The organism is Streptomyces sp. NPDC058964 (genome assembly GCF_042741275.1).
Classification (GTDB): Bacteria; Actinomycetota; Actinomycetes; order Streptomycetales; family Streptomycetaceae; genus Streptomyces.
The window spans coordinates 11,095-17,496 of the sequence record NZ_JBHYKH010000157.1 but is presented as its reverse complement, the minus strand read 5'-3'; the positions used below and the strand labels follow the sequence as shown (position 1 = coordinate 17,496).

Here is a 6,402-nt window from a genome sequence, read left to right as displayed (position 1 = left end):
TTTTAGTATCTCACTTTGAAAACAAAACCTCCTTGTATTTTTAGCTTCTGTCTCACACCCACCCCCCCCCCCCCAACCCGCCGGGCCCCCCCCCCCCCCCCCGCGCTTCGCACGGAACGGAGCGTGAAAAGTGCGGGTGGCGTGGCCTGGACCGCCCCTTGACCCGCCGGGTCCGGGTCGGCTAGGAGGCCGCCACGAGCCCCTTGGCGTCCCGGGCCAGCGCCGTGAGCCGGGATATCGCGCGGAAGTACTTCTTGCGGTAGCCGCCCTTCAGCATTTCCTCGCTGAACAGCTGGTCGAAGGGCAGGCCCGAGGCCAGCACGGGGACCTCACGGTCGTAGAGCCGGTCCGCGAGGACGACGAGCCGCAGGGCCGTCGACTGGTCCGGCACCGGCCGCACGTCGGTGAGGCACACCGCCTTCAGGTCGTCGGTGAGCGCGCCGTACCGGCTGGGGTGCACCTTGGCCAGGTGGTCCAGCAGATGCGGGAAGTCGTCGAGCGAGGCGCCCGGGGTGGCGTACGCGGCCTTCGTCACCTGCTCGTCCGAGTACGGCGCCGGGGCATCGGGCAGACCCCGGTGGCGGTAGTCCTCGCCGTCGATGCGCAGGGTGCGGAAGTGGGCGGACAGGCCCTGGATCTCGCGCAGGAAGTCGGCGGCCGCGAACCGCCCCTCGCCGAGCTTGCCCGGCAGGGTGTTGGAGGTGGCGGCGAGCGCGACGCCCGCCTCGACCAGCTTGCCGAGCAGGGTCGACACCAGCACGGTGTCACCGGGGTCGTCGAGCTCGAACTCGTCGATGCACAGCAGCCGGTGACCGGAGAGCGTCTGGACGGTCTGCTGGAACCCCAGCGCGCCCACGAGGTTGGTCAGCTCGACGAAGGTGCCGAACGCCTTGAGCGCGGGCTCGGCCGGGGTGGCGTGCCAGAGGGAGGCGAGCAGGTGGGTCTTGCCGACGCCGTACCCGCCGTCGAGGTAGACACCGCGGGGGCCGGCCGGCGTCTTCGGCGTCCTGGCCCTCCCGAACCCGAAGAAGCCGCGCTTGCCACCGCCGACGGCGTGTGCCCCGCCGAGACCGCCCGCGAAGCCCTCGAGGACCTGTACCGCCTCGGTCTGGCTGGGCTGGTTCGGGTCCGGGATGTACGTGGCGAAGCGGACCGAGTCGAAGCGCGGCGGCGGCACCATCTCGGCGACCAGCCGGTCCGCGGGGACGTGCGGCTCGCGGGCGCACAGGGACGACGGGGTCGCGTCGGCTATCGGGCTGAGGGCGGACGCTGCGGTGGAAGACGACACGGTTCCCCATGCTAAGCGCCGTGACACACTGCACGACATGCGACGCCTGTTCCCTGTGACCGACGAAACAGCAGCCCAGGCCTCCGGCGCGGCCACGGAGGCGGAGGGGACGGGGCGTACCGGCGCCGACGGCCCCGGCGACCGCGAGTGGAGCCTGGCCGAGCTCGCCGTCGCGTACGCGTACCCCGCGTCGGCGACCAGCGGACGCGAGGCGTGGCTGCGGGCCAACATGGTCTCCACGCTCGACGGCGCGGCCCAGCACGAGGGCCGTTCACAGCCCATCTCCAGCGCGGCCGACATGCGGATCTTCGGCACGCTGCGGGCGCTCGCGGACGTCGTCGTCGTGGGTGCGGAAACGGTACGGCAGGAGGGGTACCGCCCGGCACGCGCGCGCGCGGAGTTCGCGGGCGCCAGGAAGGCCGCGGGGCAGGCCCCGGCCCCGGCGATCGCGGTCGTCACCGCGAGCCTGGACCTGGACTACTCGCTCCCGCTGTTCGCCTCCCCCCAAGTGCCCACCCTCGTCCTGACCGGCGCCGCGGCGGCGCCGGACCGCGTCGCCGCGGCCGAGAAGGCGGGCGCGCGCGTGGTGATCGCCGGCGACGGGGTCGGAGTCGATCCGGTGCGTGCCGTGCAGGCCCTCGCCGGCCTCGGTCACACCCGGCTGCTCACCGAGGGCGGGCCGCGGCTGCTCGGGCAGTTCGTCACGGCCGGGGTGCTCGACGAGCTGTGCCTCAGCCTCTCGCCGATGCTCGCCGCGGGAGACGCCCAGCGAATCGCCGGGGGGCCGTCGGTCGCGGTGCCGCGACGCTTCGAGCTCGTGTCCCTGCTGGAAGAGGCCGGGTTCCTGTTCAGTCGCTACCGTCGGTCGTGAAATCGACGGAATCTACCATTCCGCTTAGCGTGCGACGGGAACGCTGAATCCGGCAGTACCCGTGCGATCACGGGGCAGGATGGTTTCCGCAGGGCCTGGCACGGCCCACGGAGGAGAGAGGGCCCACCCGGGCCCTCGAAGGAGAATGGGGCGCTGGTGTTCACAAGCGTATTGATGATCGAGAAGGCCCTGACGTCCGCCGACGTGGAGTTCGTCACCACCTTGCACGGAGACGAGCAGGTCTCCTTCCACGTCCTGCTCCAGCCGCGCGGTGACCAGGCCGACCGGCTCCTGCGGGCCATCGACGACATCGCGATGGGCGAGCTGGACGAGGCGGCCCGCGAGCGCCAGACCCCCGAGGGCGAGGCCGCGAAGGAGCCGGCCCGGCAGGCCCTGGACGTGTCCCTGATCGCGCTGCGCGCGGCGGGCGCCGAGGCGGAGGGCCGGCTGGTCGAGGACCATCCGCTGGACGCCCTGAAGACCCTGGTCGGCGAGGTCGGCGCCGACGAGGTGATCGTCCTGACAGACCCCCACTACGTGGAGGAGTTCTTCCACCGCGACTGGGCGTCCCGGGCCCGGCACAAGGTCGGCGTACCGGTCCTCAAGCTGTTCTCGCACAGCAGGGCCTGACCGGCCGCCGTAACGCACCTAATAGGTGTTGGGTGGGCCGGGGCCATATGGTGGTGCGCTGAATGTTCGCTTCGCCGCACCACTCCAGGGAGACGCACATGGCCCCGGGCCTTCCTACCGCCATGGACCGACCGCACTTCATCGGCATTGGCGGCGCCGGAATGTCGGGCATCGCGAAGATCCTCGCGCAGCGCGGGGCCAAGGTGGCGGGCAGTGACGCGAAGGACTCGGAGACGGCCCGGGCGCTGCGCGCGCTGGGCGCGACCGTGCACGTCGGGCACGCGGCCGAGCACCTCGCCGACGACGCCAGCTGCGTGGTCGTGTCGTCGGCGATCCGCGGCGACAACCCCGAGCTGGCCCGCGCGGCGGAGCTGGGCATCCCCGTGGTCCACCGCTCCGACGCCCTCGCCGCCCTGATGGAGGGCCTGCGGCCGATCGCGGTGGCCGGCACCCACGGCAAGACGACCACCACGTCGATGCTGGCGGTGTCCCTGTCCGAGCTGGGCCTGGACCCCTCGTACGCCATCGGCGGCGACCTGGACGCCCCCGGCTCCAACGCCCAGCACGGCGACGGCGAGATCTTCGTCGCCGAGGCGGACGAATCGGACCGCAGCTTCCACAAGTACGCGCCCGAGGTCGCCATCGTCCTCAACGTGGAGCTCGACCACCACGCCAACTACGCCTCGATCGAGGAGATCTACGAGTCCTTCGAGACCTTCGCCGGCCGGATCGTGCCCGGTGGGACGCTGGTGATCTCCGCGGACCACGCGGGGGCCCGGGAGCTGACCGAGCGCCTGGCCGGTGTGGTGCGGACGGTGACGTACGGAGAGTCCGCGGACGCCGATGTGCGCGTCCTGTCCGTCGTCGCGCAGGGCCTGAAGAGCGAGGTCACCGTCCTGCTCGACGGGGCGGAGCTGACCTTCGCGGTGTCCGTCCCCGGCCGTCACTACGCCCACAACGCGGTGGCCGCGCTGGCAGCCGGTGTGGCGCTCGGCGTCCCGGCCGCCGCGCTGGCGTCCGCCCTGGCCGCGTACACGGGCGTGAAGCGGCGTCTGCAGCTGAAGGGCGAGGCCGCCGGCGTCCAGGTCGTCGACTCCTACGCGCACCACCCCACGGAGATGACCGCCGACCTGGAGGCGATGCGCGCGGCCGCGGGCGATGCCCGGATCCTGGTGGTCTTCCAGCCGCACCTGTTCTCCCGCACCCAGGAGCTGGGCAAGGAGATGGGCGAGTCCCTGGCCCTCGCGGACGAGTCCGTCGTCCTCGACATCTACCCGGCCCGCGAGGACCCGATCCCCGGCGTGACCAGCGACCTCATCATCGAGTCGGCCCGTGCGGCGGGCGCGGCGGTCATGGCCCTGCACGACAAGGCGGAGGTCCCCACGGTGATCGCGGGAATGGCGAGGCCGGGTGATCTCGTTCTCACCATGGGCGCGGGCGACGTGACCGACCTGGGCCCGCGGATCCTGGATCACCTGTCGCAGCAGTGAGGGGCTGAGACTTATGCCGTACGACGTCGAGAAGCCGGACGAGCAGTGGCGCGCGGAGCTGACCCCGGCGGAGTACGCCGTCCTGCGCCGGGCCGGCACCGAGCCGGCCTTCGTCGGTGAGTACACGGACACCAAGACCAAGGGTGTCTACTCCTGTCGCGCCTGCGGTGCCGAACTCTTCACCTCGGAGACCAAGTTCGACTCGCACTGCGGCTGGCCGTCCTTCTTCGACCCCAAGAACACCGACGCCGTCGAACTCCTGGAGGACCGCTCGCTCGGCATGGTGCGCACCGAGGTGCGCTGCGCCCGCTGCGGTTCGCACCTCGGGCACGTCTTCGAGGGCGAGGGGTACGCGACCCCGACCGACCAGCGGTACTGCATCAACAGCATCTCGCTGCGGCTGACGCCGGACGAGGGCTGAGCCGTGAGCCGTGGGGCGCCGCCCCACGGCTTTCCGCGGCGAACACGCTGGATGCTGGGACGGTCCCCGTTTGAGATTCTGTGAGGGTGTTGGGCGTCGGACGATGGATCCAGTCCCGTCGAAGAACCGGCACGGTCGACGGCAACGGCCGTGAGCACGGGCTGAGCGAGCTGCGGACGGCGGCGGGCGGCATCGGTACGACGCTCGACGAGCCGACGACCCGCGCGGAGCTGGCGCGGTCGGCCGCACGACTGGTCGCCGGTGTGGCGGCGGTGGTCCGGGGGCCCGGCGAGACCGTCTCCGGATACGAGTGGGTCACCGGGGACGCCGGCATACTGCCCGACCAGCGCTGGGCCGTCGCGGTGGCCCGGGAGACGGGATCCCCGGCGGCCGACGGCGGGCAGACGCCGTGGACCGGGTTCCCGGCCGGCAGCGGGGCCCGGCCCGCGATCGGCGTGCCGCTGACCACGGGGGAGCTCCGGTACGGCGTCCTGGTCTGCGCGCGGGACGGACCGCCGTTCACCCGCACCGAGGCGGAGATCCTCGCCCTCCTCGCCGAACGCGCCGCGTCCCACATACGGCACGCCCGCGAGTACGAGCGGGTGAACCGCACCGCCAGCGACCTGCAACGGGCCCTCCTCGCGGAACCCGGACGACCGCACCCGAACCTGGAGGTCGGCGTCCGCTACCTGCCCGCGGGCGGACGGACGCTGGTCGGCGGCGACTGGTGCGAGACCGTACGCCTGCACTTCGGCCGCACCCTGCTCGTCGTCGGCGACGTCATGGGCCACGGCCTGGAGGCCGCGGTCGACATGAACGCCTACCGCTCCTCCCTGCGCTACATCGCCTCCGCCGACCTGCCTCCGCACCGGGTGCTGCGGCAGATGGACGACATCGCGGCGGGCGAGGCGGACCGCAGACCCGCCACCTGCCTGATCGCGCGCGTCGATCCGGCCCGCGGCCAGCTCACCCTGGCCAGCGCGGGTCATCTGCCACCCGCCCTGATCACCCGTGACGGCGTCACCACGCTGCTTCCCGCCCCGGTCGGCCCGCCGCTGGGCACCGGCTTCGGCGGCTACGAGTCGGCCACCTACGAACTCGACCCCGACGAGACCCTGGTGCTGTTCACCGACGGCCTGGTCGAGCACCGCGGCGAGGACATCGAGAGTTCCCTCGACCGCCTCGCCCGGCTCCGCTTCACGCCCGCGATGGCCGTCGGTGACATCCTGGAGACCATCGTCTCCCGCCTCGACGCACGCAACGCGGAGGACGACGTGGCGGTGCTGGCGGCCCGCTCACGACTGCGCCGCGACGCGGCTCCGCCGGAGGAGCCGGGGCGGTGAGCCCGGACCTCGCCGACGTCATCGCCCTGTGCGAGGAGTACCGGTTCGCGACCGGCGGGCCCTTCGGCGCCGGTCTGCCCGGCCGTGGTCTCGACCGTGCGTGGTGGTGCTGGGCTGGTCGGTGCGGCGGGCGGGCGGGCCCGGGCGGGTCGGGATACGGGACCCCGAACGGGACGACAGGCCGTGCGCGGTCCTCGAGATCACCGAGGGCGCGGTGGCGACGCCGGACGGCAGGAGGGCGGTGGCCGCGTCCTCGCCGGCCGTGCCCGGCGCGCCGCCGGCGGGGGGGGGGCGGGGGGCCGCCCGGCGGGGGGGGGGTGGGGGGCGGCGCCGGGCGGCCGGGGGGGCGGGCGGGCCCC

Annotated in this window: 6 protein-coding genes and 1 pseudogene; 6 read left to right on the top strand and 1 reads right to left on the bottom strand. The window is 73.0% G+C overall.

Annotation, left to right across the window (positions count from 1 at the left end; translation table 11 throughout):
* Window positions 1-181 precede the first annotated feature (181 nt).
* A complete protein-coding gene (gene zapE / locus ACFW2E_RS20655) occupies window positions 182-1,288 on the bottom strand; it encodes a cell division protein ZapE (RefSeq protein ID WP_384468405.1) in 1,107 nt (368 codons plus the stop codon).
* Between the two features lie 37 nt (window positions 1,289-1,325).
* Here zapE and ACFW2E_RS20650 point away from each other — a divergent pair, with 37 nt between their 5' ends.
* The 6 genes and pseudogenes from ACFW2E_RS20650 to ACFW2E_RS20625 form a co-directional block, all read left to right on the top strand.
* On the top strand, window positions 1,326-2,159 hold the full coding sequence (locus ACFW2E_RS20650; protein ID WP_384468403.1) for a pyrimidine reductase family protein: 834 nt from the start codon (window positions 1,326-1,328) through the stop codon (window positions 2,157-2,159).
* Between the two features lie 156 nt (window positions 2,160-2,315).
* A complete protein-coding gene (locus tag ACFW2E_RS20645) occupies window positions 2,316-2,789 on the top strand; it encodes an indole-3-glycerol phosphate synthase (RefSeq protein WP_384468401.1) in 474 nt (157 codons plus the stop codon).
* Window positions 2,790-2,887: 98 nt separating this feature from the next.
* Window positions 2,888-4,279, top strand: coding sequence for a UDP-N-acetylmuramate--L-alanine ligase (gene murC / locus ACFW2E_RS20640; protein ID WP_384468399.1), 1,392 nt, complete (start codon window positions 2,888-2,890; stop codon window positions 4,277-4,279).
* 13 nt (window positions 4,280-4,292) lie between these two features.
* Window positions 4,293-4,700, top strand: a complete 408-nt coding sequence (gene msrB, locus ACFW2E_RS20635; RefSeq protein ID WP_384468397.1) for a peptide-methionine (R)-S-oxide reductase MsrB — start codon at window positions 4,293-4,295, stop codon at window positions 4,698-4,700.
* Between the two features lie 86 nt (window positions 4,701-4,786).
* Window positions 4,787-6,043, top strand: a complete 1,257-nt coding sequence (locus ACFW2E_RS20630) for a PP2C family protein-serine/threonine phosphatase (protein ID WP_384468395.1) — start codon at window positions 4,787-4,789, stop codon at window positions 6,041-6,043.
* Window positions 6,044-6,143: 100 nt separating this feature from the next.
* Window positions 6,144-6,402, top strand: a pseudogene (locus ACFW2E_RS20625) (hypothetical protein); the annotation flags it as partial.

Excerpts from the sequence above, each read along its gene's own strand:
- murC (WP_384468399.1), top strand. The coding sequence starts at position 2,888 with ATGGCCCCGGGCCTTCCTACCGCCATGGACCGACCGCACTTCATCGGC.
- ACFW2E_RS20650 (WP_384468403.1), top strand. The coding sequence starts at position 1,326 with ATGCGACGCCTGTTCCCTGTGACCGACGAAACAGCAGCCCAGGCCTCC.
- msrB (WP_384468397.1), top strand. The coding sequence starts at position 4,293 with ATGCCGTACGACGTCGAGAAGCCGGACGAGCAGTGGCGCGCGGAGCTG.